This window comes from Neorhizobium sp. NCHU2750, from assembly GCF_003597675.1.
Lineage (GTDB): Bacteria > Pseudomonadota > Alphaproteobacteria > Rhizobiales > Rhizobiaceae > Neorhizobium.
The window spans coordinates 2,341,550-2,366,174 of record NZ_CP030827.1 but is presented as its reverse complement, the minus strand read 5'-3'; the positions used below and the strand labels follow the sequence as shown (position 1 = coordinate 2,366,174).

Annotated in this window: 26 protein-coding genes; 11 read left to right on the top strand and 15 right to left on the bottom strand. The window is 61.6% G+C overall.

The window, feature by feature from the left end; translation table 11 throughout:
* Window positions 1-123: 123 nt before the first annotated feature.
* Window positions 124-1,236: a class I SAM-dependent methyltransferase gene (locus tag NCHU2750_RS11475; RefSeq protein ID WP_119940618.1), complete on the bottom strand. Its 1,113-nt coding sequence runs from the start codon at window positions 1,234-1,236 to the stop codon at window positions 124-126.
* A gap of 13 nt (window positions 1,237-1,249) precedes the next feature.
* Complete coding sequence (lgt, locus tag NCHU2750_RS11470) at window positions 1,250-2,101, bottom strand: prolipoprotein diacylglyceryl transferase (protein ID WP_162939589.1); 852 nt, start codon at window positions 2,099-2,101, stop codon at window positions 1,250-1,252.
* 195 nt (window positions 2,102-2,296) lie between these two features.
* On the opposite strand from lgt, the gene NCHU2750_RS11465 reads away from it, so the two are divergent.
* The 4 genes from NCHU2750_RS11465 (at window position 2,297) to NCHU2750_RS11450 (ending at window position 4,659) form a co-directional block, all read left to right on the top strand.
* On the top strand, window positions 2,297-2,551 hold the full coding sequence (locus NCHU2750_RS11465; RefSeq protein WP_119940617.1) for an accessory factor UbiK family protein: 255 nt from the start codon (window positions 2,297-2,299) through the stop codon (window positions 2,549-2,551).
* 438 nt (window positions 2,552-2,989) lie between these two features.
* Entirely contained in the window at window positions 2,990-3,490 is a 501-nt protein-coding gene (locus tag NCHU2750_RS11460) for a type III secretion system chaperone family protein (protein WP_119940616.1), read from the top strand.
* A gap of 47 nt (window positions 3,491-3,537) precedes the next feature.
* Window positions 3,538-4,311 (top strand): pyrroline-5-carboxylate reductase, encoded by a 774-nt coding sequence (proC, locus tag NCHU2750_RS11455; protein ID WP_502703846.1) that lies wholly within the window; start codon window positions 3,538-3,540, stop codon window positions 4,309-4,311.
* Window positions 4,312-4,317: 6 nt separating this feature from the next.
* Window positions 4,318-4,659 carry a tRNA-binding protein gene (locus tag NCHU2750_RS11450; RefSeq protein ID WP_119940615.1) on the top strand — a complete coding sequence of 114 codons (342 nt, stop codon included), beginning with the start codon at window positions 4,318-4,320 and terminating at the stop codon, window positions 4,657-4,659.
* Window positions 4,660-4,701: 42 nt separating this feature from the next.
* Here the strand turns inward: NCHU2750_RS11450 and NCHU2750_RS11445 are convergent, their stop codons facing one another.
* Window positions 4,702-5,745, bottom strand: a complete 1,044-nt coding sequence (locus NCHU2750_RS11445; protein WP_119940614.1) for a HoxN/HupN/NixA family nickel/cobalt transporter — start codon at window positions 5,743-5,745, stop codon at window positions 4,702-4,704.
* Between the two features lie 107 nt (window positions 5,746-5,852).
* Between NCHU2750_RS11445 and nikR the strand changes: the two genes are divergently transcribed.
* Together nikR and NCHU2750_RS11435 are read left to right on the top strand one after the other, a co-directional pair.
* Window positions 5,853-6,281: a nickel-responsive transcriptional regulator NikR gene (nikR, locus tag NCHU2750_RS11440; RefSeq protein ID WP_119940613.1), complete on the top strand. Its 429-nt coding sequence runs from the start codon at window positions 5,853-5,855 to the stop codon at window positions 6,279-6,281.
* A 66-nt stretch (window positions 6,282-6,347) separates the two neighbouring features.
* Window positions 6,348-6,908, top strand: coding sequence for a hypothetical protein (locus tag NCHU2750_RS11435; RefSeq protein WP_119940612.1), 561 nt, complete (start codon window positions 6,348-6,350; stop codon window positions 6,906-6,908).
* 42 nt (window positions 6,909-6,950) lie between these two features.
* Here NCHU2750_RS11435 and NCHU2750_RS11430 read toward each other — a convergent pair whose 3' ends face one another.
* The 3 genes from NCHU2750_RS11430 to NCHU2750_RS11420 form a co-directional block, all read right to left on the bottom strand.
* Window positions 6,951-8,330: an ATP-binding protein gene (locus NCHU2750_RS11430; protein WP_119940611.1), complete on the bottom strand. Its 1,380-nt coding sequence runs from the start codon at window positions 8,328-8,330 to the stop codon at window positions 6,951-6,953.
* Between the two features lie 130 nt (window positions 8,331-8,460).
* Window positions 8,461-9,156: a response regulator gene (locus NCHU2750_RS11425; protein WP_119940610.1), complete on the bottom strand. Its 696-nt coding sequence runs from the start codon at window positions 9,154-9,156 to the stop codon at window positions 8,461-8,463.
* Window positions 9,157-9,167: 11 nt separating this feature from the next.
* Window positions 9,168-9,680, bottom strand: a complete 513-nt coding sequence (locus tag NCHU2750_RS11420) for a MarR family winged helix-turn-helix transcriptional regulator (protein ID WP_245480402.1) — start codon at window positions 9,678-9,680, stop codon at window positions 9,168-9,170.
* Window positions 9,681-9,999: 319 nt separating this feature from the next.
* Between NCHU2750_RS11420 and NCHU2750_RS11415 the strand changes: the two genes are divergently transcribed.
* Both NCHU2750_RS11415 and NCHU2750_RS11410 read left to right on the top strand, forming a co-directional pair.
* The gene (locus tag NCHU2750_RS11415; RefSeq protein WP_119940607.1) at window positions 10,000-10,194 is read left to right on the top strand and encodes a hypothetical protein; all 195 of its coding nucleotides are present in this window, start codon (window positions 10,000-10,002) and stop codon (window positions 10,192-10,194) included.
* A 69-nt stretch (window positions 10,195-10,263) separates the two neighbouring features.
* Window positions 10,264-10,911 (top strand): MBL fold metallo-hydrolase, encoded by a 648-nt coding sequence (locus NCHU2750_RS11410; RefSeq protein ID WP_119940605.1) that lies wholly within the window; start codon window positions 10,264-10,266, stop codon window positions 10,909-10,911.
* A 155-nt stretch (window positions 10,912-11,066) separates the two neighbouring features.
* Here the strand turns inward: NCHU2750_RS11410 and NCHU2750_RS11405 are convergent, their stop codons facing one another.
* On the bottom strand, window positions 11,067-11,282 hold the full coding sequence (locus NCHU2750_RS11405) for a cold-shock protein (RefSeq protein WP_046633016.1): 216 nt from the start codon (window positions 11,280-11,282) through the stop codon (window positions 11,067-11,069).
* Between the two features lie 754 nt (window positions 11,283-12,036).
* Here NCHU2750_RS11405 and NCHU2750_RS11400 point away from each other — a divergent pair.
* Window positions 12,037-13,239, top strand: coding sequence for a pyridoxal phosphate-dependent aminotransferase (locus NCHU2750_RS11400; RefSeq protein ID WP_119940604.1), 1,203 nt, complete (start codon window positions 12,037-12,039; stop codon window positions 13,237-13,239).
* 78 nt (window positions 13,240-13,317) lie between these two features.
* On the opposite strand, the gene NCHU2750_RS11395 is transcribed toward NCHU2750_RS11400, so the two are convergent.
* The 5 genes from NCHU2750_RS11395 to NCHU2750_RS11375 form a co-directional block, all read right to left on the bottom strand.
* Window positions 13,318-15,816 (bottom strand): TonB-dependent receptor, encoded by a 2,499-nt coding sequence (locus NCHU2750_RS11395; RefSeq protein ID WP_119940602.1) that lies wholly within the window; start codon window positions 15,814-15,816, stop codon window positions 13,318-13,320.
* Between the two features lie 84 nt (window positions 15,817-15,900).
* Window positions 15,901-16,863, bottom strand: a complete 963-nt coding sequence (locus tag NCHU2750_RS11390; protein ID WP_162939588.1) for a FecR family protein — start codon at window positions 16,861-16,863, stop codon at window positions 15,901-15,903.
* A 35-nt stretch (window positions 16,864-16,898) separates the two neighbouring features.
* Window positions 16,899-17,459, bottom strand: coding sequence for an RNA polymerase sigma factor (locus tag NCHU2750_RS11385; protein ID WP_119940598.1), 561 nt, complete (start codon window positions 17,457-17,459; stop codon window positions 16,899-16,901).
* A 221-nt stretch (window positions 17,460-17,680) separates the two neighbouring features.
* Entirely contained in the window at window positions 17,681-18,898 is a 1,218-nt protein-coding gene (locus NCHU2750_RS11380; RefSeq protein ID WP_119940597.1) for a PQQ-dependent sugar dehydrogenase, read from the bottom strand.
* 168 nt (window positions 18,899-19,066) lie between these two features.
* Entirely contained in the window at window positions 19,067-20,278 is a 1,212-nt protein-coding gene (locus NCHU2750_RS11375) for a calcium:cation antiporter (RefSeq protein ID WP_119940595.1), read from the bottom strand.
* A 216-nt stretch (window positions 20,279-20,494) separates the two neighbouring features.
* Here NCHU2750_RS11375 and NCHU2750_RS11370 point away from each other — a divergent pair, with 216 nt between their 5' ends.
* Window positions 20,495-20,761 carry a DUF2188 domain-containing protein gene (locus NCHU2750_RS11370; RefSeq protein WP_119940593.1) on the top strand — a complete coding sequence of 89 codons (267 nt, stop codon included), beginning with the start codon at window positions 20,495-20,497 and terminating at the stop codon, window positions 20,759-20,761.
* Window positions 20,762-20,866: 105 nt separating this feature from the next.
* On the opposite strand, the gene NCHU2750_RS11365 is transcribed toward NCHU2750_RS11370, so the two are convergent.
* Entirely contained in the window at window positions 20,867-21,778 is a 912-nt protein-coding gene (locus tag NCHU2750_RS11365; RefSeq protein WP_205583845.1) for a LysR family transcriptional regulator, read from the bottom strand.
* Window positions 21,779-21,874: 96 nt separating this feature from the next.
* On the opposite strand from NCHU2750_RS11365, the gene NCHU2750_RS11360 reads away from it, so the two are divergent.
* Window positions 21,875-22,903 (top strand): NAD-dependent epimerase/dehydratase family protein, encoded by a 1,029-nt coding sequence (locus tag NCHU2750_RS11360; RefSeq protein WP_119943246.1) that lies wholly within the window; start codon window positions 21,875-21,877, stop codon window positions 22,901-22,903.
* Window positions 22,904-22,940: 37 nt separating this feature from the next.
* Here the strand turns inward: NCHU2750_RS11360 and NCHU2750_RS11355 are convergent, their stop codons facing one another.
* Together NCHU2750_RS11355 and NCHU2750_RS11350 are read right to left on the bottom strand one after the other, a co-directional pair.
* Window positions 22,941-24,065 (bottom strand): alkene reductase, encoded by a 1,125-nt coding sequence (locus tag NCHU2750_RS11355; protein WP_119940591.1) that lies wholly within the window; start codon window positions 24,063-24,065, stop codon window positions 22,941-22,943.
* A gap of 49 nt (window positions 24,066-24,114) precedes the next feature.
* Window positions 24,115-24,417 (bottom strand): ArsR/SmtB family transcription factor, encoded by a 303-nt coding sequence (locus NCHU2750_RS11350; protein ID WP_119943244.1) that lies wholly within the window; start codon window positions 24,415-24,417, stop codon window positions 24,115-24,117.
* Window positions 24,418-24,625: the final 208 nt, after the last annotated feature.

The window sequence follows — 24,625 nt, the reverse complement described above, 5'->3', positions numbered from 1 at the left end:
GAGGTGGAGTGTCGAGCAAGCCTCCCCGCCATATCTCCCCTTGCGGGAGAGAAAGCGATTTCAACATCTTAGCTTCAGCTAAGTGTTAGAAATCGCAAGTGAGGGGATCTGCTTCCTCCGCTGTCACGCCACCGAGCGGAACGGCATCAGCTTCACGTCGGGGCTCGATACGGCGATGACCTTGAAGAGTTCGCCCATCTTGCCGGCGCCGGCACCGGCCAGCCGGTCGACGGCCGAGGCGATGAGGCGCTGTTCTGATGGTTCCTTGTCGCGGGCGAGGGCTGCGGCACGTTCGGAAAGGCCAAGGCCAAAGAGAAACTCGCCCTGACGCAGGCCGCCGCTGAGTGCTGTGCCGGTTGCCAGCGCCACCTTTGCCAGATCCTCGAAATCGACATGGCTGGTCAGATCGGCCTCGCCCGGATGGGCAAAGGGCGGATCGTAATCATGGTGCAGCACGGCCTGCAGCGTATCGCCGAAGCCGGTGACCATGGAGCCGTAGTCGATGATCAGCGCGGTGCCGCCATGTTTCAGTAGATGCTCGCAGAGCGTCTGCATCACCGCCTGGCGGGCAGGCGCAACCTCGAAGATGGTGCCATCGGGAATGGAGCCAGCCGGCGCCGGCAGAAGTGCCGGATCGACCGTTGCCACGCCCGCTGCAAAGGAGAGTTCGTCATCGGCATCGAGCACGATCAGGCGTTCGCGAAAACCGGTCGGCGTCTTGATGAACTGGCGGATCGGTATGGCGTCGAACAGTTCGTTGGCGGCGATCAGGCAAAAGCCTTCCGGCACATCCTCAAAGCTGTCATGCCAGGCGATCTTGGTCGAATAGGCTTCGAGCGTGATGCGCTGCACGCCGCGCAGCCGTTCGCTGGTTTCCACCAGATGGACGGCGAGGTTTTCGAACAGGTCGGGGGCGATGCGCTTGATGACACGCAGCATATCGGCCATCATCGTGCCTCGGCCGGGGCCGATCTCGACGAGGCGCACATCCTTCGGTGTGCCGTGCTGCTGCCAGGCATGCACCATGAATATGCCGACCATCTCGCCGAACAACTGGCTGATTTCGGGGGCGGTGATGAAATCGCCGAAACTGCCGAAGGGTTCGCGGGTGCGGTAATAGCCGAATTCCGGATCGGCGAGGCAGAGCGCGAAATAATCGGTGACGCTGATCGGTCCGTTGGTGCGGATGATGGTCTTTATCTTGCGGGCTAGGGGCGTATTGGCGGAGGTCGTCATGGCGGGCTTTCCCTCAGGCCTTCGCCGTCCGGTTGGCGGCAAGCGCACGCAGGATCGCCCAGAGACCGATCAGCAGCATGGGCGAGGATAAAACCATGCCCATGGTCAGCCAGTTGGTGCCGAGCAGATAACCGAGCTGCGCGTCCGGTTCCCGGAAGAACTCGACGAAGATGCGCGAGAAACCATATCCCATGACGAAGATGCCCGAAATAAGGCCCGGTATGCGCAGTGCCTTGAAGCGGAAGATCATGATGGCGAGCAGCGAAAGCAGCACGATGCCTTCGAGGCCGGCTTCATAGAGCTGGCTCGGATGACGGGCAAAGGGACCGCCGGTCGGGAAGACCATTGCCCAGGGCATGGAGCTCAAGCGGCCCCAGAGTTCGCCATTGATGAAATTGGCGATGCGGCCGAAGAACAGGCCGAGCGGCACGACGGCGGCTATGATGTCGAACATGCTCCAGACCGGAATCGCATTCCGGCGGGCAAACAGGAACATGGCGATGATCGAGCCCATCAGCCCGCCATGGAAGGACATGCCGCCATTCCAGATCTGGATGATGCGGATCGGATCCTCCAGCATAGGCTGAAGATCATAGAAGAGGACATAGCCGGTGCGGCCACCGACCACGATGCCGACGGCGATCCAGACGAGGAAGTCGTCGAGATGGGCGTTGGTCATCGGCGCGGCATCGCCCTTCCAGAGGTGCGGGCGCTCGATCAGCTTGCGGGCGTAAAACCACCCGATCATGATCCCCGCGACATAGGCGAGGCCGTACCAGTGCACGGAAAGAGGCCCGATGGAAAAGGCCACCGGATCGATTTGGGGAAACGGCAGAATGGCAAGAAGATGAAGAGCTTCGTACAATGTTTGTTCTCGGTGTCACCGCGGTCGGCGGAACATGCCGTCAGCAAATGTGGCGGTCAAGGTGGAATCGCTTGCGCGGGAGCGCAGAGCTGGCCTGCAGATGTGGATGGCGCTTGCAACGGATCGTCGCTGGCCCTACTTCCTTATTCATGACATATGCCGTGCCTATTCTGCCGGCCTCAAGGAGATGACGACATGTCGACCGGAACGAACCGCATTTTCGACGACTTCGCCAAGCTGATGACGGATGCAGCCGGCGCGGCACAGAGCGTGCGCAAGGAAATGGAAACCGCCTTCCATGCGCAGGCCGACCGTTTCCTCAACAGCATGGACGTGGTCAAGCGCGAGGAATTCGAGGCCGTGCGCGAGATGGCCGCACGAGCCCGCGACGAGAACGATGCGTTGAAGGCGCGGATCGAGGCGCTCGAGGCGAAGCTCGCCGAAAAGTAAGGCACGAGCGACAAATTATCGTTGAGAATCAAATCGGCCTCTTGCGCGCGGCGCAGGAGGCCGATTCTTTTTTGATCGATCCAAATCGATGGCCTGTCCCCTGTCAGGGACAAGGTTGCCGGTGTCAAAAAAGTCAGGCCTGTGGACATAGGCGAAAAAGGTAAGCGACAGAGTCAGTTAAGACTTCCCGCTGATCCCCGGTACGAACAGGTTCAAGCCATAACCCACCGAAATAATGGGGGTAGGGGCTGGTAGCCCGGACCTGTCTAGATACACTGATTTTAAATGATGATTCGAAACGGACTGGTCAGCTCCAGGCAGGGTTACAGCGTTAATCTGGCGGCGCCGCAAGATCATCGGGAGTGTTGTTTCCGGTTAAGTGTTCGCGTGTTGGCGTAATTCGCAGATCCGCATTCATTCCGGTCAAGAAGGTGCCGCATGAGCCTGATGGAATTGGAAATTGAACGTCAATCGAACCCGGTCGACATGATCGAGTTCGTGGCAGCATCCAACGACTGGACTTTCGAACGGTCCGGTGAAGACGAAATCGCCATGACGGTCGAAGGTCGCTGGACCGACTACCATGTATCGTTTTCATGGATGGAGGAGTTCGAGGCGCTGCATCTGGCCTGCGCCTTCGACCTGAAGATCCCCGATACCCGCGTCAATGAGGTCATCCGGCTTCTGTCGCATGTGAACGGCCAGACGCTGATGGGGCATTTCGACCTCTGGCGCCAGGAAGACGTGATCATCTTCCGCCAGTCGCTGCTGCTTGCCGGCGGTGCGGAACCGACCAACCAGCAGGTGGAAGTGCTGCTGTCGAGCGCGCTCGATGCCTGCGAAAGCTATTACCAGGCGTTCCAGTTCGTCGTCTGGTCCGGCATGGAAGCGAAGGCTGCCATGGAAGCCGTGCTGTTCGAAACGGTTGGTGAGTGCTGAGCGTGACATCTGCAGGTGGTTCCATCGTTCTCGTCGGTGCCGGCAATATGGGCGGCGCCATGCTGTCCGGCTGGCTGGACAAGGGCGTTTCCGGTGAGAGTGTGACTGTGCTGACGCGAACGTCGCTTTCGGAGACGATCGCGGCGAAGCTTTCCGCTGCCGGCGGACGTCACGTCAATGCGCCGCCGGAAGGGCTTGTCGCCGACATTCTGTTTCTTGCTGTCAAGCCGCAGATGATGGATGTGGCGCTGCCGCCGCTGACATCGCTTGTCGGCGACAATACGGTGATTGTCTCGGTCGCCGCCGGCAAGACGCTCGCCTATTTCGCCAGCCAGCTCGGCGATCGCGCGATGGTGCGGGCGATGCCGAACACACCTTCCATGATCGGCCGCGGCGTGACCGGCGCATTCGCCAACCCACGCGTCACCGATGCGCAGCGCGAGGCTGTTGATCAGCTTCTGCGTGCCAGCGGCCCGGTCGAGTGGGTCGCGACGGAATCCGATATCGACGCCGTCACGGCAGTTTCCGGCAGCGGCCCGGCCTATGTCTTCTATCTCGTGGAATGCATGGCAGAGGCGGGGCGTAAGCTCGGCCTGCCGGCGGACCTTGCCATGCGGCTTGCGCGGGAAACCGTGTCGGGGGCCGGCGAGCTGTTGAACCGCTCCGCCGAGGACGCCGCCCAGCTTCGCAAGAACGTGACGTCGCCGAACGGGACGACGGCTGCGGCACTCTCGGTGCTGATGGCCGAGGACGGCATCCAGCCGGTCTTCGACAAGGCGATTGCGGCAGCCCGCCGACGGGCGGAAGAACTGGGAAGCTGAACAAAAATGGCAGACGAAATCAGTTACGGCGACTTCGAGAAGGTCGATATCCGCGTCGGCACGATCATCGAGGCGGAACCGTTTCCGGAAGCCCGCAAGCCGGCCTTCAAGCTGAAGATCGATTTCGGCCCCGAGATCGGCGTCAAGAAATCGTCCGCCCAGATCACCGTGCACTATACGCTGGAATCACTCGTCGGGCGCCAGGTGCTCGGCGTGGTCAATTTCCCGCCGCGCCAGATCGGTCCGGTGCGTTCGGAGGTTCTCACCCTCGGTTTCGAGGACGAGAACGGGGCGATCGTACTGGCTGCCGTCGAGCAGGGCGTGCCCAATGGCCGCAAGATGATGTGATCGGCGGCTCCGGTTTCGTTGCCGGAGAAGCCCTTTAAAGCATCAGAGGTTTGGCTGGAGCCGGTCATAGCCCTTGGCGCGATAGATGACCGTCGAGATGATCCAGCTGGCGATGAAGATACCGACGACGGCAAAGCCGAAATTGCCGAGATTGTCGTTGAATGCGCCGACGATATCCCAGATGCCGCCCTGCAGTTCGAGCTTGTCGGAGATCAGCCCGAGCGCTTCCAGGCCGCCGATGAAGATCGCTACGACGACCGAGGCTGCGGTGATCGTCAGGTTATACCAGAGCTTGCGGATCGGATTGACGAAGGCCCAGCCATAGGCGCGGGTCATCAGCATACTGTCGGTCGTATCCATCAGCGACATGCCGGCAGTGAACAGGACAGGGAAGACGAGGATCGTCCAGAACGACATGCCTTGCGCCGCCTGGGTCGCGGAAATGCCGAGCAGGCCGATTTCGGTTGCCGTATCGAAGCCGAGACCGAAGAGAAAACCGATCGGATACATGTGCCATGAGTGCGAGACGACCCGGAATGTTCTGCTGAAGATGCGGGCCATGAAGCCTCGGCCTGCGAGAAGCGCGTCGAGGTCCTCGTCGACGATCTTTTCGCCGCGGCGGGCGCGGCTGAAGGCGGCCCAGATGCCCTTGAGGATGAAGAGATTGGCGAGCCCGATGACGAGCAGGAAGAGGGCGGAAACCGCCGTACCGATGACGCCGCCGATATCGTGGAAGTTGTCGAGGCGGGATTGCATGGCCGCGGCGGTGGCGGCAATCGCGAGCGATGCGAGGACGACGATGGTGGAGTGGCCCAGCGAGAAGAAGAAGCCAACCGAAAAGGGCTGCTTGCCTTCCTGCATCAGCTTGCGCACGACATTGTCGATCGCCGCGATATGATCGGCATCGAAGGCGTGGCGGAGGCCGAACATATAGGCGACGAAGGCGGTTCCAAGCAAAGCTGGGCGGTCTGAGAACGCAGCCCAGGCCCAGATCCAGGCGACGATATTGGCGAGAATGAGAAATAGGTAGGTAGCGGCAATTTTTGCTTTGACGCGAAACGGCTGGTCATCGAAAAGGCTTAGCATCTAACATGTCCTGAAAATCGCTGTAGTAAGCACAATTTCACAAAACTGCTTACGCCGCGACCGTTAAATGACGTATGCGCCCACCATGCGCATGCCGGGGAGACAGCATGCAGCGCATTTCCATCACCATCGACGATGACCTGTTGGCCGGCATTGATGCGCTGAGCGAGTTGCGGGGTTATTCGAGCCGTTCGGAGGCGGTGCGCGATATCGTGCGCGAACGGCTGGTGCAGGAGGCGGGACCGAAGGGTGAGGACATGTCCTGCGTCGCCGCACTCTCCTATGTCTATGAACACGAGACGCGGGAACTGTCGAAGCGGCTGACGGCGACCCAGCATCACCATCACGATCTTTCCATCTCGACGCTGCATGTGCATCTGTCCGATGCCGACTGCCTCGAGGTCACGGTGCTGAAGGGAAAGACGAGCGAGGTGCAGGCCTTTGCCGACGCGGTCATCTCGCAGAGGGGCGTGCGCCATGGCCAGCTCAACATCATCCCGGCATCGGAAGACGGTTCTGCCGGAGAGCATGACTGACGGCTGAGCGTTGTTGCGGCGGCCATGCCGTGGTGGCACGGTCGCAGCCATTGCCTGGAGACATTGATGAAGAGCATGGTTCTGACTGCCGGCCTTGCCGTGGCCATCGGGTTTTCGCTGCCCGCCTACGCTTTGGAAGATTCCAAGACCGGTCTCAAGGTCGAGCTTGGCAGCGATTTCGTCGTCAAGCGGGATGCCACGCAGGACGCCTCCTATGATGTGCTTTTCGACGTCGATCCTTCATCCGGAAAGCCGCGGCCTGTCGGAACGCCCAGGCATCTCTGCGGCGTCAGTTTTCGCGCTGCGCCGGAGAATGCGCGGTTTACCCAGGAGCAGATCAATCAGATGACCAGTTCCGAGGCATGGAACATGGTGGCGCGCCGGTCGATCTCCGCCACTATCGATCTGGAGACGGAGGAACCCCTTCATGCAGACGGCATTGTCGGTGTGATTTTCACCGGTATTCCGAAATCCGGGTCGGATCGAAAGAATGTCAGGCTGATCATGTCGCTGGTCCAGACGCCGCGGGGCGGCACGACTGTGACCTGCGCCTCGACCAAGGCCGACTTCGGCAAGGTCACCCGGATCTTTCATGCGATCCAGAAGGGGGTAACGCCTCCGCGGTAGCGGCCGTCCGGGCCGCCTGGATTGTGCCGGCGGCTGCCGATATCACGCCGGAATGCGGATGATGGCGCGCAGGCCGCCCGAGGGGCTGTCGGACAGCATGACATTGCCGCCATGGGCGCGAGCGATATCGCGGGCGATGGCGAGGCCGAGGCCGGTGCCTGACGAATCGAGATTGCGCGCCTCGTCCAGCCGGAAGAAGGGCTTGAACACGTCGTCACGGCTTTCCGCCGGAATGCCGGGGCCGTCGTCGTCGAGCGTCAGCGTCAGCCATTTGGCGCTGTGGCGCGCATGGATATGCAGCGACTTGGCATAGCGCTCGCTGTTCGACACGAGATTGGCGACGAGCCTCGTGAACGCGTTGGGGCGGACGGCGATCTCGTCGCTGCCCTCGATCTCGTAGGTGAGCTCGCGCCCGCGCAGCTGGAAATCGTTGCGGAAGCGCTCGAGCAGGTCGGAGAGCTTGAGGGTGCCGAAATCCTCTTCCGCTTCGCCCTTGGCGAAGGCGAGATAGCCTTCCAGCATGGACTGCATGTCGTCCACGTCCTCGCTCATGCCGGAAAGTTCGGGCTTGTCGCCGGCAAGCGCCAGTTGCAGCTTGAAGCGGGTGAGGATGGTGCGCAGGTCGTGGCTGATACCGGCGAGCATGGCCGTTCGCTGTTCGAGCTGCCGCTCGATGCGCTCGCGCATCTGGATGAAGGCGATGCCGGCGCGGCGGATCTCGTCGGCGCCGCGCGGCGAAAAGCCTTCCGTCTTCTGGCCCTTGCCGAAGCTTTCGGCGGCTGTTGCAAGCGACAGGATGGGGCGGATCTGACCGCGCAGGAACAGGATCGAAATGATCACCAGAACGAAGGCGGTGCCGACCATCCAGACGAGGAAGATGTGGGTGTTCGAGGCATAGGTCGAACCGCGCCGGACGAAGACGCGCAGAACCCGCTGGTCGAGCTTGATGCGGATCTCGACCAGCTTGCTGTCACCCACCGTGTCGAGCCAGAAGGGCATCTTGATCTGCTGGGTGATCTGGTCGGACAGAATGTCGTCGAGGATGGCAAAGAAGGGGCGCGGGCGCGGCGGCGGCAGCTGGCCGTTTTCTTCCACCGCGATCGTCAGGCCCAGCGCGTCGTCGGCGATCTTGGTGATCGCATCGTAATTGCTGTCCTGCGGATAGGCGCGGATGACTTCGATGATGGCGGCGATATCGCGCACCGTGCCTTCCGACAGGCGCTCGGTGACGAGGCGCCAGTGGCGCTCCATGAACACCGCCGCGACGACGGTCTGCAAGAGCAGCATGGGCAGGATGACGATCAGCAGCGAGCGGGTATAGAGGCCGGTCGGCAGGTGGCGGCGCAGCCAGCGCGTGAACGGGCGCCAGCCGGGAAGGCTTAGTCCTGCCACGTTCTGCCTCAGCGTATCGAAAAATGCCATTGACGCTCCATAAGCCGGCCCGCCCGCCAAAATGTGGCGCGATCCTCAGGGTTCGCGGCTTGCACTGCAAATCCCTATTTTATCTCGTGTCGCTTTCGCAAAAGCGCCAGACACTTTTGCGCGATACAGCCTAGTCGATGCTCAACCGGTAGCCGATGCCGCGAACGGTCTGAAGATAGACCGGATTGGCCGGATCGTCCTCAATCTTTCTCCGCAGGCGGTTGATCTGGACATCGATGGTGCGCTCGCCGACATCCGAATCGTCGCCGATCAGTTCGTGGCGCGGGATCGTGTCGCCGGCGCGCAGCGCGAAGAGAAGCATGATTTCCTGCTCGCGGTCGGTGAGGCGGATCGTCTCGGCCGCGCGGCGCAGTTCCTTGCGCGAGATGGAGAATGTGAAGGGGCCGAAGATGACCTGCTCGATCTTCGGCTGTTCGGAAGCGCTGCGGCGCAGGATGTTGTTGATGCGCAGCACCAGTTCGCGCGGATCGAAGGGTTTGGCGAGATAATCGTCGGCGCCGGCTTCCAGTCCCTCGATGCGGGCATCGGCCTCGACACGGGCCGTCAGCAGGATGACCGGGATCGTCTTCTTCTCGTAGAGCGACTTGGTCAGCGACAGGCCGGATTCGCCCGGCATCATGACATCGAGGATTATCAGATCGAAATGCAGGCCTTCGAGCTTGCGGCGCGCTTCGGCCGCGTCTCCCGCGACGGTAACGCGAAAACCCTGTTCGTTGAGGTAGCGGTTGAGCAGGTCGCGGATACGCTTGTCGTCATCAACGATCAGAAGATGAGGGGCGTCGTCCGAAGGCAGCGTTCTGGTCATGGCTCGGCATCCTACGCTTCGTCGTCTGCGGGCGGCAGGTTCTTGTCGCGGCCACGCATCTTTTTCATGAATTCCTTCACCGCCTCGCGCTTTTCCGGCGACAGTCCTTCCATCGCCCGGGCAATGCGCAAGGATTGCGGCTCGGATAGGGCAAGCGCCAGTTCACGGCCGGCAAGTGTCGGGTAGAGGCGCCGTTCGCGGCGATCCTTGGCGCCGGCCATCTGGCGGACATAGCCGGCTTCGATCAGGTGCTTGAGCACGCGCGACAGGCTCTGCTTGGTGATCTGCAGCGTCTCCAGAAGGTCGCTGACCATCAGGCCCGGCTGGCGGCTGACGAAATAGACGACCCGGTGATGGGCACGTCCCATGCCCAAGCGGGCGAGGATGGCGTCGGGGTCGGAGATGAAGTCGCGATAGGCAAAGAAAAACTGCTCGATCGTCTCGAAGTCGATGCGGCTTTCGTCAACCGTGGGCATGGCTGGGGGCAGGGCCGGTTGGGCTTTTCTGACGGGTTTGGCCGCCATTGCGCGAGACACGTGCCGATCCTTTCTAAGGCATGGAGCACGCTTTCGGGCTCCCTACCGCTGCAATTCTATTGCATCCTCGTTGCGTCACGCCCGATAAAGCGCGATCGGGTTGAACAATCAACAGATTTTGTCATTTTTTCGCGAGATGGCGAAAGCTTGCGCCCGGCGAGGTTGTCGCAACCCCGGCATTTGTGCGGCTGCTGCCGGCCATTCGCGGCACGCTTAACCCTTTCGTTGCATGGCCTCGCGGGGCACCTGAGGGAACTTTCCGGCCCGCCGGCCATTGATCTGGCCAGAAAGACTGGAGGTAAGACCCATGCAGACCTATTCCGCCCTGCCACCGATCACGATGCCGCAGACGTCCGCAAAGAGCGAGCCGCATCCGCTGCGCGCGGTGTTCGTCACCGTCATCTCGGTCAAGCTTGTCGTATGCGCGCTTCTGATCGCCACCGCTTCTCTCGCTCCTCCGGTTGCGGCCGGTTCGCATTACAGCGTCGCTGCGTCCGAATGATCTTTTGAGGCTGATTTCTCCGGCGATCGTCGCTATATCCGGCATCACGACAGACAAGAGGCCGGGATCATGGGAAAACTTCAGGCGGGGATCATTCCCGTCACGCCGTTCCAGCAGAACTGCACGATCTTCTTCGACGACGAGACGCGCGAGGGCGTAGTGGTCGATCCGGGCGGCGACGTATCGCTGATCGACGAGACGATCCGCCAGAACCGGCTGACCATCCGCGAGATTTGGATCACCCATGGCCATATCGATCATGCCGGCGGCGCAGACGAACTGCGCGAATTGCTCGGCGTTCCCGTCATCGGACCGCATCGCGACGACCTGCCGCTGCTGGAGCGCCTGGAGACCCAGGCGAAATCCTTCGGCGTGACGATGGAGGCGCGCAACCTGGTGCCGGACCGCTGGCTTGAGGATGGCGACCGGGTGTCCTTCGGCGCGCATGAATTCGAGGTCTATCACTGCCCGGGTCATTCGCCGGGACATGTGATCTTCTTCAACCGGGCGCAAAGTTTCGCCCATCTCGGCGACGTGTTGTTCAACGGCTCCGTCGGCCGCACCGATCTGCCGGGTGGAGACCACGAGACGCTCATCGCTTCGATCCGCGACAAGGTCCTGCCGCTCGGCGACGAGGTCGGTTTTCTCTGCGGCCACGGGCCGGGCGGGCGGATCGGCGAGGAGCGTCGCAGCAATCCCTATCTCCGCGGTCTTTGAGTTTTCGACTCCATCGTTTTCAGACGGAATATGAGCCACCATCACGAACGCATTAATGCGTGTCACAACGATTGTGGAGCGTCAGGCGGAAAACTCTGGCATAAAAAAACCCGGCAGTCCTGCCGGGCCTCAACTTTGGTGAAAGCCTCGAAGGCTCAGCCTGAAATCTGCAGGTTAACGGCCTTGGGGCCTTTACCGCGACGATCCGGCTCCGTGTCGAAGCTAACTTTCTGGTTTTCCGAAAGACCGGACAGGCCAGACGCCTGTACGGCAGAGATGTGGACGAAGATATCGGCGCCGCCATTATCTGGCTTGATGAAGCCGAAGCCCTTGTCGGTATTGAAGAATTTTACAGTGCCAGTTTCGGCCATGCAGCAGGTCCTTTTCTCTCTGTCCGTGTTCAGCGCCGGACAGCACAACAGTATGCCCCAAAAGGGCGGCGGCAGGCAGTTTTAAGAAAGGGTCCCTGTGTTACCGCGGCGAATTGGCAGGAATAGCTTTATTCAAATTGCCCCCAGTTCCACCGCCCGAAGTTTTGGCGCCTTCGGATCGCATCATTATAGGTCTTCCCATGCTCGTAAATTGCCCGAACTTCAACAGAGTGCTGTGTTTATAGGGAATTGGCAAGAAAAAGTTTTGCGAATCTGCGCCGTTGAGTTGAAAATAAGAATCTCCGAAAGCCGTTGGAACGCAGGGCTTTTCGCGCTCGCGACAGCTTTCGCGCTACAATATATAGCCGACCATCATTGATTGTATTGAACAATGTATCGTTCCGGAACAAAAGCAGATGCTATCCGGTGCATATTCGGCTCCCTGTTGTGAGTTGGTTGCCGATACAACCTGAATGTATCTTCGGCTGGGCGGCCACGGGCTTATTTTTGCCATTTTCTGCTGTGGGACAACCTGCGCGGCGTGTCGATAACCGGCCGGGCAGGGTCGCCGGCGGCCGGAAATCGAGCCTGTAACCGGTGAAAAAGAGCGCTGCGACCGAACGTCACGAGCGATCACTCAGTTTGATGGATGCCATTCAAGCTTTCCGCTTGAAACGGAGGGCCTCATTCGACATACAGCTTTGGGCGAATTTTGACCTTCGCTGCGTTCAAACAGATCTCAGGACCAAGACCCATGGCCTTTCTTGCCGATGCCCTTTCCCGCGTAAAGCCGTCCGCCACCATCGCCGTCTCGCAGAAAGCGCGGGACCTGAAAGCGAAAGGCCGGGACGTCATCGGTCTCGGTGCAGGCGAGCCGGATTTCGACACGCCGGACAATGTCAAGCAGGCCGCGATCGAGGCGATCAAGCGCGGCGAAACGAAGTACACGCCGGTTTCGGGTATTCCGGAACTGCGCAAGGCGATTGCCGCCAAGTTCAAGCGCGAGAACGGTCTCGACTACGACTGGCAGCAGACGATCGTCGGTACCGGCGGAAAGCAGATTCTTTTCAACGCCTTCATGGCGACGCTTAATCCGGGCGACGAAGTCATCATCCCGGCGCCCTACTGGGTTTCCTATCCGGAAATGGTGGCGATCTGCGGCGGTACGCCGGTTTCGGTCGCGACCAAGCAGGAGAATAACTTCAAGCTGACGGCGGAAGAGCTGGAAAGCGTCATCACGCCGAAGACCAAGTGGTTCATCTTCAACTCGCCGTCCAACCCGACGGGCGCCGCCTACAGCGCTGCCGAACTGAAGACCCTGACCGACGTGCTGCTGAAGCATCCGCATGTGTGGATCCTCACCGACGACATGTACGAGCACCTGACCTTCGGCGATTTCAAGTTCGCCACTCCGGTCGAGGTCGAGCCGAAGCTCTATGACCGTACGCTGACGATGAACGGCGTCTCGAAGGCCTATGCGATGACCGGCTGGCGTATCGGCTATGCGGCCGGTCCGATCGCGCTGATCAAGGCAATGGACATGATCCAGGGCCAGCAGACGTCCGGCGCATCGTCGATCGCCCAGTGGGCGGCTGTCGAGGCGCTCAACGGTCCGCAGGATTTCGTTGCCAAGAACAAGGCGATCTTCGAAGGCCGTCGCGATCTCGTCGTCTCCATGCTGAACCAGGCAACCGGCATCGTATGCCCGAAGCCGGAAGGCGCCTTCTACGTCTATCCGTCCTGCGCCGGCATGATCGGCAAGACCACGCCGACCGGCAAGGTCATCGAGACGGACGAGGATTTCGTTTCCGAGCTCCTGGAAGCGGAAGGCGTTGCCGTCGTTCACGGCTCGGCCTTCGGCCTCGGCCCCAACTTCCGCATTTCCTATGCGACCTCGGAAGAGCTGCTCGAAGAGGCCTGCAAGCGCATCCAGCGCTTCTGCGCTTCCTGCAAGTAAGATCTGCGGAAAACGTCTTTCCCAAAAAAACAAGCCCGCCGGAAACGGCGGGCTTTTTCGTGACTGGTTGCGGGATGCTCAGAAGCGGCGGCTCAACGAGATCTTGAAGCTGCGGCCCGGCATGGCGGTGATGCCATCGCTGAGATAGGGCTCGTATTGCTTGTCGAAGATGTTGTCGATTGCGGCGTGAAGCTCGGTATCCTTCATCATGCCCTGCTTCGGCGTCCAGTCGAGGAAGATGCCGTGAACGGCGTAGCCGTTGCTCGGCGGGCGGGCATAGGTGAGGCCGAGATACTGGTAATAGGGCGTCTTCTCCTGGGCGTCGACGAAGGTGCCGGTCCAGCCTATGGCGAGATCGAGATCGGGGAATTTCATCCCCAGTGTCGTCTGCGCGGTGAAGGGTGCCAGGTCGTTGACATAGGTGTGGGGGCCGAGGATGTCGTTGACCGCGCCCTTGCGGGTGCCGGTCATCCAGGTCAGGCCGACATCGGCGAACATCCGCTCGGTCTCGTAATGCGCCTGCAGTTCCAGCCCCGTCGTGTAGTAGGAAGGGGTGTTCCAGTAGAAGGGAACCGGGCCTTCATCGACGCCGAGGCCGCCGAGATTGCGCGAGCCGAAGCGGCGGGTGACCGGATTGCTGACGTGGTTGTAGAAGACCGAGGTGCGGGCCGCCAATGTGTCGCCATCGGTCAAAAGGTCGTCGAAATTGGTCTCGACGCCGATATTGATGTTGTTGTTGCGCTCCGCTTTCAGGTCGCGGCTGGTGCCGGAGGCGGTCGTCAGCGCACTCTGGTTGGAATAGAGCTCGTCGATATTGGGCGCCCGTATGGCATAGGCCCAGTCGGTGAAGAAGCGCAGGTTCGGCGTCGCCTGCCATGCGAGGCTGACCGCCGGAGTAACGCCGGTATGGGTGACGGCGGAGAAATCATGGCCGGCTGCCGGATCGTTGTAGCGAGGAGCGGCATTCGGCTCGCCTTCCGAGCGGATATAATCGAAGCGCAGGCCGGGTGTCAGCGTCCAGGCATCGTCGAGCTTGATCGTGTCGCGGATGAAGGCCGAGGTCGTGTCCTGCGTGCCCTGCGGCATGATCCAGGGGGCGTAATAGCCGTAGTTATATTCCGGCTTGGTCCGGTTGGCGATGTCGTACATCCAGACGTCGCGCTTGTGGGCATTGAACTGCAGGCCGTAATTGAGGCTGTGTTCCATACCGGCGAGGTTGAAATTCGAGGTGTTTTCCAGTTCCGCATGGAAATCCGAATAGGTGGCCTCGTTCTCGTAGCCGCCGAGCGAGGCGGATGGCGACTGGTCGCCGTGACGGGTCGCATGCTGCTCGGTGGACGAATTGCTCATCATGAAGCGGGTGTTCACCAGATCGCTGTCGCCGCTGTATTTGTGTTCGAAGGTCGAGGTGAAATCCTTCAGCTCGCGCCAGGAGAGGCGGCGCCTCATGGCTTCCTCATAGCCGTATTTCGGGATGTCGCTGGCAATCACGTCGAGCTGGCCGCGGATGGCGGCAACCGGTCCCCAGTTGTTGCTTTCGCCGTAGAGCACCGAGGCCTTGAATTCGTTGCCGTCGACCTCGGCGCCGAGCTTGGCCATGCCCGAGGCGAGCTTCTCGTCGGAGAAGAGGTAATGTTCGCCGCCGCCGACGCGCATGTCGCCGCTCTTGCGCCATGTCAGCGACAGGAGGCCGTCATAGGTGATGGGCGTGCCGAAATCCGAGCGGCCGTAGAGTGCGCCGGTTTCGAGAAACTCCCGGTTGGCGGACTGATAGGCGGTCTTGCCGTAGAAGCCCCAGGTCTGGCCGGGCTTCAGCATGTCGGCGGCATCCTTGCTTTCCATGCGGATCGTACCGCCGAAACCGCCATTGCCGTAGCGGACCGAGGTCGCGCCCTTGTCGATCTCGACCCGCTTCAGCAGTTCCGGTTCGACGAAGATGGTGCCCTGATCGTATTTCTCGAAATTCTTCGGTGCCCCGTCGAGCAGGATGCGGGTATCGGACTGGCGGGAAAAGCCGCGGATCGAAATGGTCTGTCCCTGAAGACGGACGCCGCCGCCCATGGAAACGCCCGGCGTGCGCTTGACGAGTTCAGGCACGCTTGCCGCCTGGGCGCGTTCGATCTCCTCCTTGTCGATGACGGATGTGCTCGGGCTGGTGTCGCCGTAATGGCGGCCGGTCTTGAGCACGATCGGCTCGAGGTCCGACGGGTTCTCGGCACCGGTATCGGCGCTGCCGGATCGTGCCAGCGTCACCATGGAGGCGCCGGAATAGCGGTATGAGATGCCGGTGCCGGCCAGAAGGCGGGCGAGGGCGGCATCGACCGTCAGGTCGCCAGAAATGCCGGCCGTGCTGAGGCCCTTCGTCAGTGACGCGTCAAAGACGATCTGCAGTTTTGCCTGTGCGGCCAGGGCGTTGAGGGCTCTGGTCAAGGTGCCTGCAGGCAGGTTGACGGCGACGGCCGCAGCCTGCTGGGCTGTTGCGCTGTCGAGTGTTGTAAACAATGCGGCGCCGGCCATAAGCGCTGCGATCAGGCGATGCGTGGCATGCGTGCTGCGGTGTCTCGTCGAATGTGTCATGGGCCCCCGGACCAGTCTCTGCGATGTGTGTCTGCCGGGTTGACGGACGAGGTTCTGTGTTTGGGACAGGCGGATCGAAAAAAATTACTGGCGCAGGATTGTCAGGTAGGGGCTCAGCCTCGTGACCTTGATGCCGATCGCGCCGGCAAAGGCATCGAGCGCCTTTTGCGGCTCGGAGAGGTCCAGGCTGCCGGAAATCCGCCGGCCGGCGAGTGCCGATTGCGCAATGACGATCCGGCCCGGAATATAGCGGTCGATCTCCTCGACGACGGACAGCAGAGGGCGGTCCTCGAAGACGATCCGCCCCTGCCGCCAGGCCGTCGCCTGGTTGCCGTCGGCCGGTTGCGGACTGCCGAGCCTGCCGTCGGGATCATAGGAGATCTGCTGGTTCTCGGGCAGGCGCTCAGCGCCACCGCTGGCAGCGGAGGCGACCGTGACCGCATGTTCGGTGACGACGACGGTGGTGTTCTCGTCGGTCAGGTTGACGTCGAAGGCGGTGCCGAGCGCCGTCGTCGTGCCCCGGCCGGCCTCGACGATGAACGGCCGCGCCGGATCGGCAGCGACATGGACATAGGCCTCGCCGCGCAACAGCGTAATGCGCCGTTCATGCGGTTCCAGATGGATGGCGATGGCCGTTTCGGCGTTGAGATCGAGCGTCGAGCCATCGGCCAGTGTCAACGTCTGTCTCTCGCCGGTGCCCGTCATGACATCGGCGCGCAGGCGCATCGGGCCATCGGCGAGATAGAAGGCGGTCGAGCCGGCGAGACAGAGAATGAGTGCGGCGACGATGTTGCGCGGCCGGGTCAGCGGCCCGTGGTCATTGTTGTGAGCTGCATTGCGGGCGAAGTCGATATCGCTCGTCAGAAGCCTGCTTGCGTCGCCCATGGCGCGCTGCACGCGGTCGAAGACTGCGCCATGTGCCGGGTTCTCTGAAAGCCAGGCCTGAAACTGCGCCTCGAGCGCATCGTCACCGGCGGCGTCCTGCAGCCGCAGCAGCCAGTCGACCGCCTGGGCACGCAGTTTCCTGTCCTTGGTATCGCCGCTCATTCGTGCGCCTGTGCTGCTTCTGCGGGCCATGGCTGTCAGAGCGCGTCTTCCAGCCGGTCGAGGCAATGGAGATAGGCCTTGCGCAGATGGCGGTCCACCATGTTGCGGCTGATCTTCATGCGGCTCGAAATCTCGTCGGCCGAGAGTTTTCCGACCCTGCTGGCGATGAAGACGCGGCGCCGCTGCAGCGACATTTCCATAATCGCAGCCTTGAGAATGCCGATGCGATATTCGGTATCCATTGCCTGATCCGGTGAGGCGAAGGGCGCGCTGACGGCCAGCGCCTCCGCTTCGGTGCCTGAGAAGAGGCGGGCCTCGAAACGCTGGCGGCGAAAGCGATCGATGCCGAGATTGATGCAGGAGCGCAGCAGAAAGGCCTTGAGCGATACCTTGCCGTCAAGAACCGTGTGCCTGTCGCGCAGGCGCAGATAGACGTCATGGACGATTTCGCGAGATCCTGCCGGACTATGGCCCCGGTGACGGATATTGCCGCACAGTTCGTCGTAATAGGCAACGATCGCTCGATCCAGCAACGGGCTGTCGCCGGGCGTCGAGGGCAGTTCGGTTGCGGTGGAAACGCTGAAATGCGCGGTCATGGCAGTCCCGGATGAAGCAGTCCCGGGTGCACCGGGCCGGAATGGCGGAATGCGCGTGTCTTAATTGCCGTGCAACCGGAATGCAACAAAATATGATCTTTTTAATCATGTTTTATCGTGAGAGGAAAACCAGCCTGTTGTGCTGCGCCTGCCAAGTGAGTCTGCCCGGCGAACCTGACCGGTGAGCCTGGGCGGCAGGCGCCGCCCAGAGCCGGTTTCGATCAGGCCTTGGTCAGTCTGATGATCGTCGAAGCGCCGCCGCGGGTTTCGGTGACAGCGTAGACGGCACCGTCCGGGCCGACCTTGACGTCACGGACACGGGCATCGAGCGACACGCGCTCTTCATGCGCAACCTTGTCGCCATCCATGTGGAGGACGACCACGCCGCGGCTGACGAGGCCGCCGACGAGGAATGCGCCCTTCCATTCCGGGATCGCGTCACTGCCGTAGAACGCCATGCCGGACGGGCCGATCACCGGGTCCCAGTAATAGACCGGCTGTTCGGTTTCTGCCTTTTGAGTGATGCCGTCGCCGACGGCCTTGCCGCTATATTCGACACCATAGGTGACTTGCGGCCAGCCGTAATTCTTGCCGGCCTGCGGCCTGTTCAATTCGTCGCCGCCCTTCGGTCCGTGTTCGACCGTCCACAGGCGCCCCTGGCCGTCGAGGGTTGCTGCCTGCATGTTGCGGTGGCCGAGGCTCCAGATTTCAGGCCGCGCGCCCTTGGTCCCGGCGAAGGGATTGTCGGCCAGCGGCTTGCCTGTCCTGTCGATGCGGAAGACCTTACCGAGACCGCTGCCGAGGTCCTGCGCCTGAACCCGCGGCTTGCTGTCAGATCGTTCGCCGACGGTGACGTAAAGTTCGTCATTCGGTCCGAAGACGAGGCGCGAGCCAAAATGCTTGTTGCCGTCATAGGTCGGCATCTGTCGGAAGATGGTGCTGACATTTTCCAGCCTGCCGCCGCCTCTGTCATCCGGCACGAGTTTGGCGGAGGCGACGGAGGTGCCGTTGCCGCCGTCGCGGGGTTCGGAGAAAGAGAAGAAGATCATGCCCGACGTCGCATAGTCGGGCGCCAGCGCGACATCGAGCAGGCCGCCTTGGCCGCCGGAAGCCACCTTCGGCACGCCTTCGATCGCGGGGCCGGCGTCGCCTTCCTCCGAGATGATATGCATGGCGCCCTGCTTGGCCGTGACCAGCATGCGGCCATCGGGCAGGAATTCCATCGCCCAGAGATGCGGCAGGTCTTCCGCTACCACCTCAGTGGCGATTTTCGCCGTCGTGGCGGGCTGCGGCGCGCGCGTCTGATTGGCAAAGGCGGGTTTCTGGTTCGGCGCATTGGCGCGGCCGTTTTCCGCAGGCGCTGCCTGCGCCAGGACGGGGCCGGCGATCAGCGCGGACGAGACGGCCGTGCAGGCCAGAAGGAGGCTGATGCGTGTCATTCGATCTCCCTTTCAACAGACATCGTCTGGCAGATAGGGTGCAACCTTGAGATTGCCTAACACGGGTCGATCAACATTAGTTTATGAAAATGCCGACACAAGGTTGTGTGAGGGGCCTCAGGATTTGAATCCGCAAACGGCCGTAATGTGTTGAAACGGGAATCTTTTCTATAGTCCGAGGAAGGTCAGCATGACGAAGGTGGCGAAGAGGACGAAATGCGTCATGCCCTCGATCGCATTGGTCTGCCCGTCGTTGAGATTGATCGCGGCCACCACCAGCGTGATGGCGACCATCACCGTCTGCACCGGCGTCATGGCCATGATGAAGGGCTGGCCGGTGTAGAGCGCGATTGCCTCCATGACCGGCACCGTCAGGATGACGGTCGACAGCGAGGCGCCCATGGCGATGTTGACCACCGACTGCATGCGATTGCGCAGGGCCGAGCGCAGTGCGGTGAGGATTTCCGGTGCAGCCGAGATCGCGGCGACGATGACGGCCATCAGGGCGGGCGGGGCGCCGGTTCCTTCCAGCCCCTCGTTGAGGAAGGCTGACATGAATTCGGCGAGGAAGCCGATGATCAGCACGCCGATGAGGATGATGGCGATCGATGCGGTTGCGGATTCTTCTTCGGCCTCGACCTCGGCCGGCGGTTTCGACTTTGCCTGCTGGCTGGCCGACGATGCAGCCGCTGCACTCGCTGACGATCCAGCCGATGGGCCACCCGATGGGCCATCCGATGGGCCGCCCGAGGATGCAGTCGACGATCCGGCTGTCGCGGCGGCCGGGTTGCTGCGATAGCTGTAGCTGAAGAAATAGCTATGGGTGCCGACCTGCATCTTGAGGAACAGGGCGTAGAGCGCAATCATGGCGAAGATGGTGAAGGCCGAATAATAGTGCCACTTCGCATCCGGGATGAATTCCGGCACGATCATCGATATGCCCATGGCGGTCAAAATCATGACGCTGTAGGTGCGGCTTGAATCATCGTTATAGGGCTGTTCGCCGTGTCTCAGGCCGCCGAGCAGGGCGGCAAGCCCGATGATGCCGTTTATATCCAGCATGACGGCTGAATAGATCGTATCGCGCACCAGTGTCGGGGAGGAACTGCTTCCCATCATGATCGCCAGGATCAGCACTTCGACGGCGACGGCCGAGAGCGTCAGGATCATCGTGCCATAGGGATCGCCGACCTTGTGGGCGAGCACTTCGGCATGATGCGCGACGCGTGTCGATGCCATGATGATCACGGCGATGAGGGCGATGGCGGCAATCAGGGAGACGGCCTGGCCGTGTTCGATCAGCGCGTGTTCGAAGAAATAGGCGAGGATGGCGACGACCAGCGCGATGAGAAGGAAGCTCTCCTGCTTTACCAGCGACATCAATCTCAAAGGCCTGTTCTCCTGTTGCGTGATTTCGATTTAACGTGATGACCGGCAGCATCAAGCGGATTTCGTCCCGTCGGTGCCGATTTGCGCTATCGGGGGGATAATGCCATTATTTCCTCCGTGACCTGGAACCTTGCTGCGGCCTTTCGCATCTCCATCTCGATGCCGCAGATGATGTGAGTTCGATGTGGCCACGCGTAAGGAGGAACTATGACCAAGGTCGTATACAAGATCGTGCCGCATGACGGCGGCTGGGCCTACCGTCTCGGCGACGTTTTCTCTGAAACCTTTCCAAGCCATTCGGACGCGATCCAGGCGGCGCGCATCGTCGCGGCCGAACAGCAGATCGGCGGAGAGCCCGAGGAAATCAGCTGGCAGGACGACAAGGGCGTTTGGCATACGGAATATAGCGACGGCGGCGACCGGCCCGAGGCGGAGGTCGACGATGCCGAGGGAGAGCAGGCGGCTGCCCGCTGACCCTACCTTGCCGCGGCAGGTCAGGCGCGGGTGGTGGTGTTTGTCAGCGCCATACAAGCGGCTGACGGGCCGGCATGATGCTATGCGATGGGCGGCGGTTCCGCTTCAGGTCGTCGCGGCATAGTCTAGGAGGCCCTTCGCCAGGGCATCGAAAACCGCTTTCTGTCTCGGCAGGAGTTTCAGGTCCTCGTGCATGACGACCCAGGTGTCGAGCGGCATGCGGAAGGCGTGTTTCAGGATGTGGATGAGATCGGGGTCGCGTCTGGCGATGCCGGTCTGGCAGAAGCCGATACCCGCGCCGGCGCGGATGGCGGCCAGCTGGGCGATATTGCTGTCGGTGCGGTAGCCCATGTCGAGCGCGGCGAAATCGGGGAAATCCGGGGTCCTTGCGCGGATCAGATCGCCGGCTGCGCGGATATAGGCGGTCTGGCGATCATAGCCGATGAACCGGTGGCGGGTGAGATCCGCGAGAGACTGTGGTTCTCCGTAGCGTTCGATATAGGTCTGGTGGGCGAAGAGGCCGACAGGGATCTCGCCGATATGGCGGGCAAGCAGCGCATCCTGTTTCGGGCCGGTCATCCTGACGGCGATATCGGCCTCGCGGCGCAGCACATCCTCGACGACATCCGATAGCGAGAGTTCGATGGCAAGGCCCGGATGCTCGTGCTGCAGTCTGGCGAGGATCGGGGGCAGGACCTCGACGCCGATGACGTCGCTTGCGGTGATCCTCACGGTTCCCTTGACGGCGCCAAGCTCGCCTGATGCATGACGCTCGAGGGCCGCGACGGTCGAGGCGAGCGTTTCGGCGTAGGGTCTCAGGGCCTCGGCCGCCTCGTTGGCGATGAGGCCCTGCTGGCTGCGGGTGAACAGGGGGTAACCGAGTGTCGCCTCCAGCGCCTCGACATGGCGGCCCATGGTCGGCTGCGTCAGGCCGAGATCGCGCGCTGCCGCAGACAGGGATCCGCAGCGCAGGACGGCGAGAAAGGAGCGGTAGAGATCCCAGCTGATATCATTCATAATCGTATAGTATCCATTATGATTTCGCCAATTTCGTATAATGCATCTCTGCGTCATTCTCCAGCCATCGAAACGGATGGACAGGAGACGGAGATGATGTCGAGTTCGAAAGAGCGCAGTGTGGCGCTTGTGCTGGGTGCTACGGGCGGGATCGGAGGGCATGTGGCACGCGGGCTTGCCGCGCGGGGATGGGTGGTTCGGGCGCTGGGGCGTTCCGTCGACAAGGCGCGGCGTGCAGAGCCCGGTTTCGACTGGATTGCCGGCGACGCGATGAACGCCGATGATGTGATGGCGGCTGCGGCCGGCGTGGAGTTGATCGTCCATGCGGTCAATCCGCCCGGATACCGGAACTGGCAGCAGCTTGTCCTGCCGATGCTGGAAAACACTATAGCTGCGGCGCGCAAATCGGGTGCGCGCATTCTGCTGCCGGGAACGGTCTATAATTACGGGCCGGACGTGCTTCCGCTGATCCACGAAGGCAGTGCGCAGAACCCCGTCACCCGAAAGGGTGCGATCCGGGTGGCGATGGAACGGCGGCTGCAGGACGCGGCCGGAGAGGGGATTCCGGTGCTGATTGTCAGGGCCGGGGATTATTTCGGGCCGGGCAGCGCCAATAACTGGTTCGGCCAGGGGCTGGTTGTGCCAGGCAAGCCGGTCGTTTCGGTCTCCCGCCCGAACACTGTCGGGACGGGGCATCAATGGGCCTATCTGCCGGATGTCGCCGAAACCATGCTGCGGCTGATCGACCGGCAGCACGAATTGCCCTGTTTCGCGCGCTTCCACATGCGCGGCTTCTTCGATGAGGATGGCGGGGAGATGATCGCAGCGATCGGCCGGGTCGTCGGACGCATGCCGAAGGTCAAGGCCTTTCCCTGGTGGATGGTGAGGCTCGGTTCGCCCTTCGTGCCGATCTTCCGGGAGCTTTTGGAGATGCGCTATCTCTGGCAGCAGCCGGTGCGCATGTCCAACGCGCGTCTGGTGGCATTTCTGGGGGAGGAGCCTTCGACGCCGATCGATGTGGCGGTCAGGGCAACGCTTGCGGATCTCGGCTGCCTGTCTGCCGATGCCGCCTTGCCGGAAAGGCGTGAGCCGGGGCTGCCGGCTGGTGTGGACGGGGCCGCATGATGCGGCCCCGCCATGGTCTTCACTGTCGCGATGCACCTTACGCGACGGCTTCGATCAGCGGGTAGTCGGTATAGCCCTTGGCGCCACCGCCATAGAAGGTGTTCTTGTCGGGCTCGTTGAGGGCCGAGCCCTTCTTGAAGCGTTCGACCAGATCGGGGTTGGCGATGAAGGGCTTGCCGAAGGCGACCGCATCGGCATAGCCCGAGGCAACGGCGGCTTCCGCCATGTCCTTGGTATAGCCGTTGTTGGCCAGCCATGCGCCGGTGCCGCCGGCCTTGCGGTAGATATTCTTCAGTTCGTGGTAGTCGAACGGCTTGTCGCCCTGGGTGAAGTCGCGGTCGCCACCGGTTGCGCCTTCGACGACGTGGACGAAGGAAAGGCCGCCACGCTTGCCGAGTTCCTCGACGAGATAGTTATAGACGTCCTGCGGCTTGGTTTCGCTGATGCCGTTTGCCGGCGTGGTCGGCGAGAGGCGGATGCCGGTGCGGCCGGCGCCGATTTCCTTGACGACGGTATCGACGACTTCGAGCGCGAAACGGGCACGGTTCTCGATCGAGCCACCATACTGGTCGGTGCGCTGATTGGCATTTTCCTTGAGGAACTGCTCGATGAGGTAACCGTTGGCGGCGTGGATCTCGACGCCGTCGAAGCCGGCATCGATCGCGGCGCGGGCGCCCTTGCGGTAATCTTCGAGGATGGCGGCGATCTCGCTCGTTTCCAGCGCGCGCGGCATGGAGGTTTCGGCAAAGGCGCCGGTGCCGTCAGGATTGATGATATAGGTCTTGCCGCCGGCCGAAATAGCAGAGGGGGCAACCGGGGCGCCGCCATTCGGCTGCAACGAGACATGCGACACGCGGCCGACATGCCAGATCTGGGTGACGATCTTGCCGCCCTTCTTGTGCACGGCGTCGGTCACCTTCTTCCAGCCTGCGATGGCTTCGGGAAGATAAAGGCCGGGAACGTCGGCATAGCCTTGGCCCTGCTGGGAAATCGGCGTGCCCTCGGTGATCAGCAAGCCGGCTGTGGCGCGCTGTTCGTAATAGGCGGCATTGAGGTCATTCGGGATCGCCTTGGGAGAGCGGTTGCGGGTGAGCGGCGCCATGACGATCCTGTTTTTCAGTTCGATGTCGCCAAATTTCACCGGGTCGAAGATTGTGGGCATTGCGGATTTCCTTTTGCCGTTGATGTGTGGGGCATGGGAGGAAGCTTCATCAAAGCGTTGATTTCAGCTCGTTCAGGAAAGAGGCGATCGTCTCCTCATTGCGGCTGTAGAAAGCCCATTGGCCGACGCGCCTGGTCGTCAACAGGCCTGCCTTTTCGAGGACGGCAAGATGCGCGGAGACGGTGGATTGCGACAGGCCGCAACGTTTGCCAAACTGGCTGGAGCAGATGCCCATTTCCAGTGGATGAGCCTGATCGCAAAAATGCTGCTCAGGCTCGCGCATCCATTCGAGGAACGAGATCCTCACCGGATGTGCAAGCGCTTTCAGAATTTCCGTCTTATCTGTCGTCATCATCATACATCGCCTCCAGACGATATATAGATCGTTCTGTCTCGATTTAAAGAGGCAAAAAAAAGGGCCGCCGGATTTCTCCGCGGCCCATCAGGTGTGAAGGTCAACAACCTCCAGAGGGGAACAGCCGACGCGCGTGGCGGGGAAGCCATAAGGCGCATCGACTAAACTCTATATGTGTTGTCGAGTTTAAATCGACAAGGGGGGC

Excerpts from the sequence above, each read along its gene's own strand:
- NCHU2750_RS11475 (WP_119940618.1), bottom strand. The coding sequence starts at position 1,236 with ATGACGACCTCCGCCAATACGCCCCTAGCCCGCAAGATAAAGACCATC.
- NCHU2750_RS11465 (WP_119940617.1), top strand. The coding sequence starts at position 2,297 with ATGTCGACCGGAACGAACCGCATTTTCGACGACTTCGCCAAGCTGATG.
- NCHU2750_RS11460 (WP_119940616.1), top strand. The coding sequence starts at position 2,990 with ATGAGCCTGATGGAATTGGAAATTGAACGTCAATCGAACCCGGTCGAC.
- proC (WP_502703846.1), top strand. The coding sequence starts at position 3,538 with ATGGGCGGCGCCATGCTGTCCGGCTGGCTGGACAAGGGCGTTTCCGGT.
- NCHU2750_RS11450 (WP_119940615.1), top strand. The coding sequence starts at position 4,318 with ATGGCAGACGAAATCAGTTACGGCGACTTCGAGAAGGTCGATATCCGC.
- NCHU2750_RS11445 (WP_119940614.1), bottom strand. The coding sequence starts at position 5,745 with ATGCTAAGCCTTTTCGATGACCAGCCGTTTCGCGTCAAAGCAAAAATT.
- nikR (WP_119940613.1), top strand. The coding sequence starts at position 5,853 with ATGCAGCGCATTTCCATCACCATCGACGATGACCTGTTGGCCGGCATT.
- NCHU2750_RS11435 (WP_119940612.1), top strand. The coding sequence starts at position 6,348 with ATGAAGAGCATGGTTCTGACTGCCGGCCTTGCCGTGGCCATCGGGTTT.
- NCHU2750_RS11430 (WP_119940611.1), bottom strand. The coding sequence starts at position 8,330 with ATGGCATTTTTCGATACGCTGAGGCAGAACGTGGCAGGACTAAGCCTT.
- NCHU2750_RS11425 (WP_119940610.1), bottom strand. The coding sequence starts at position 9,156 with ATGACCAGAACGCTGCCTTCGGACGACGCCCCTCATCTTCTGATCGTT.
- NCHU2750_RS11420 (WP_245480402.1), bottom strand. The coding sequence starts at position 9,680 with ATGGCGGCCAAACCCGTCAGAAAAGCCCAACCGGCCCTGCCCCCAGCC.
- NCHU2750_RS11415 (WP_119940607.1), top strand. The coding sequence starts at position 10,000 with ATGCAGACCTATTCCGCCCTGCCACCGATCACGATGCCGCAGACGTCC.
- NCHU2750_RS11410 (WP_119940605.1), top strand. The coding sequence starts at position 10,264 with ATGGGAAAACTTCAGGCGGGGATCATTCCCGTCACGCCGTTCCAGCAG.
- NCHU2750_RS11405 (WP_046633016.1), bottom strand. The coding sequence starts at position 11,282 with ATGGCCGAAACTGGCACTGTAAAATTCTTCAATACCGACAAGGGCTTC.
- NCHU2750_RS11400 (WP_119940604.1), top strand. The coding sequence starts at position 12,037 with ATGGCCTTTCTTGCCGATGCCCTTTCCCGCGTAAAGCCGTCCGCCACC.
- NCHU2750_RS11395 (WP_119940602.1), bottom strand. The coding sequence starts at position 15,816 with ATGACACATTCGACGAGACACCGCAGCACGCATGCCACGCATCGCCTG.
- NCHU2750_RS11390 (WP_162939588.1), bottom strand. The coding sequence starts at position 16,863 with ATGAGCGGCGATACCAAGGACAGGAAACTGCGTGCCCAGGCGGTCGAC.
- NCHU2750_RS11385 (WP_119940598.1), bottom strand. The coding sequence starts at position 17,459 with ATGACCGCGCATTTCAGCGTTTCCACCGCAACCGAACTGCCCTCGACG.
- NCHU2750_RS11380 (WP_119940597.1), bottom strand. The coding sequence starts at position 18,898 with ATGACACGCATCAGCCTCCTTCTGGCCTGCACGGCCGTCTCGTCCGCG.
- NCHU2750_RS11375 (WP_119940595.1), bottom strand. The coding sequence starts at position 20,278 with ATGTCGCTGGTAAAGCAGGAGAGCTTCCTTCTCATCGCGCTGGTCGTC.
- NCHU2750_RS11370 (WP_119940593.1), top strand. The coding sequence starts at position 20,495 with ATGACCAAGGTCGTATACAAGATCGTGCCGCATGACGGCGGCTGGGCC.
- NCHU2750_RS11365 (WP_205583845.1), bottom strand. The coding sequence starts at position 21,778 with ATGAATGATATCAGCTGGGATCTCTACCGCTCCTTTCTCGCCGTCCTG.
- NCHU2750_RS11360 (WP_119943246.1), top strand. The coding sequence starts at position 21,875 with ATGTCGAGTTCGAAAGAGCGCAGTGTGGCGCTTGTGCTGGGTGCTACG.
- NCHU2750_RS11355 (WP_119940591.1), bottom strand. The coding sequence starts at position 24,065 with ATGCCCACAATCTTCGACCCGGTGAAATTTGGCGACATCGAACTGAAA.
- NCHU2750_RS11350 (WP_119943244.1), bottom strand. The coding sequence starts at position 24,417 with ATGACGACAGATAAGACGGAAATTCTGAAAGCGCTTGCACATCCGGTG.